Below are 2,048 nucleotides of genomic sequence, written 5' to 3' on the forward strand. Positions count from 1 at the left end.
GGTCCCCGCGGGGGCGGGGCCGCGCGCGCGCGCGGGGCGGGGCTCTAGATCCCGGCCCCGGGCGGGGGGGGCCGCGGGGCGCGGGCGGCCGGGGGCGCGTCCCCCCCCCCGTGCCCGCCCACGACGTGCGGAACGCGCGCAGGATCGGATCGGCCTGCATGGCCTGTTCGAGCCGGGGCGCGTACCGCGCGGGCAGATGCGCCGGGTCCATCGCGGCGGCGGCGAGTTCGAGCCGTGGCCCGAGTTCGGCGGCGGCGCTGGACGGGGTTCCGTCGGGTGCGGTGTCGCCAGGGGCGTCCTCCTCGCAGTAGTAGTCGTCGACCGACCATTCGGCCACCGCGCAGCGGGCGGCGCCGAGGAGCAGGTCGGGGTCGTCGCAATCGGGATGGGCGAGCATGATCAGCCGACCGAAATCGGCCTTGCCGAGTTCGTCGAGACGGCCTTCGTAGAGGCCGATCTCGGCGGCCCAGGCGAGCAGGCCGACGTTCACGGCCTCGGCCAGCTCGGGATCGTCGCGTTCGGGTGGTGGACAGTAGAGCGGTGGAATCGCTTGCCGTGCACCGGCTTGCGAGGTGGGAGGTGCGGCCCGCCAGAGCGAGGTCGTGCCGATCCCGGTGGGTCCGAGCAGGTATCGCGGTTCGGAGATGGACAGCTTCGGTGGCGAAATCCGGTGGGGGAGTGTGGCTGCCGCCGTGCCCAGCCGGGGGAACAGGTCGGCAGGCGCCGTCGCGCCGTGCAGCAGGGCAGCCACCGTCGCGGCGAGCTCGGTGCCCGCGTGCGGGGCCGCTGCCCTGGTGAGGATCGACACGGCCTGCGCCGATCAGTCGGCCCGGCGCGCGACGAGCACGTCGTCGAGTACGCCGAGCGCGTCGGGGACCAGGACCGCGGCCGAGTAGTAGCAGCTCACCAGGTACGACATGATCGACTGATCGTCGATCTGCTTGAACCGCACGTTCAAACTCGGCTCGAACTCATCGGGAATGCCGGTCTGATGCAATCCGACGACACCCTGATCCTTCTCGCCGATGCGCATGGCCATGATCGAGGTGGTCTGGGTGCCGTTCACCGGGATCTTGCCGCACGGCAGGATCGGCACCCCGCGCCAGCCTGGGACCCGAGAGCCCTGGAACTCCACCGGATCGGGATACAGTCCGCGGCGCGAACATTCGCGGCCGAACGCGGCGATCGCCTTGGGATGGGCGAGGAGGAACTTGGTGCCGCGGCGCATGCTCAGCAGCTCGTCCATGTCGTCGGGGGTCGGCGGGCCCGATTCGGTGGTGATGCGCTGCTTGAGATCGCAGTTGTGCAGCAGGCCGAACTCGGGATTGTTCACCAGGTCGTACTCGCGCCGTTCGTAGAGCGCTTCGACGGTCAGGCGCAGCTGCTGGTCGACCTGGTTCATCGGGTCGTTGAACAGATCGGCGACGCGGGTGTGAATCCGCAGCACGCTCTGGGCCAGGCTGAGTTCGTATTGGCGTGGGCTGGCGTCGTAGTCGACGAAGGTGCCTTCGAGCAACGGTTCGCCGGAATGGCCGGAGGAGATCTCGATATCGGCTTCGCCCTTGGAATTCTGCGTCCGACGTGGCGTCTGGGCGGCCTCGGTGCGGATCCGGGCCAAGGCGGGATTCATGTCGAGGAATTGTTCGAATTCTTGCCTGGGGAGGCAGAGAATGGTCGTCTTGGTCACCGTCTTCACGGTGTCCGGCCAGATCGCCGACGGGTCGGTGAGCATATCCTCGCCGTAATAGTCACCGCCGGAGAGCATGCCGAGTTTCGTCGCCTCGCCGTATTCGCCGGAACCCAGCCGGGCGAGTTTTCCGTGGACGACCAGAATGACCTGATCCATCGGATTACCGAATTCGGCGACGACGGTGCCGGGATCGAGATCGTATTGCACGAAATTGTCGGCGAGCGGTCGCAGCAACTCGTCGTCGTCGACGGTGCGCAGGGCGGGGAGTTCGCGCAATTCCTGCGGGATCACCCACCCCCGCGGGCCCAGCCCCCCGAACAACACCACCCCCTGGCCGCACGGGGGGGTGCCGCCCCCG

The 2,048-nt window shown here is 69.0% G+C and carries 1 protein-coding gene and 1 pseudogene; both read right to left on the reverse strand.

Going from position 1 to position 2,048, the window contains the following annotated elements; translation table 11 throughout:
• Window positions 1-808, reverse strand: a pseudogene (locus tag ACFWPJ_RS11675) (hypothetical protein); the annotation flags it as partial.
• A gap of 12 nt (window positions 809-820) precedes the next feature.
• On the reverse strand, window positions 821-2,048 hold a 1,228-nt coding region (locus tag ACFWPJ_RS11680; protein ID WP_378849874.1), incomplete at its 5' end, for a family 2B encapsulin nanocompartment shell protein.

Source organism: Nocardia sp. NPDC058497 (assembly GCF_042720195.1).
Lineage (GTDB): Bacteria > Actinomycetota > Actinomycetes > Mycobacteriales > Mycobacteriaceae > Nocardia.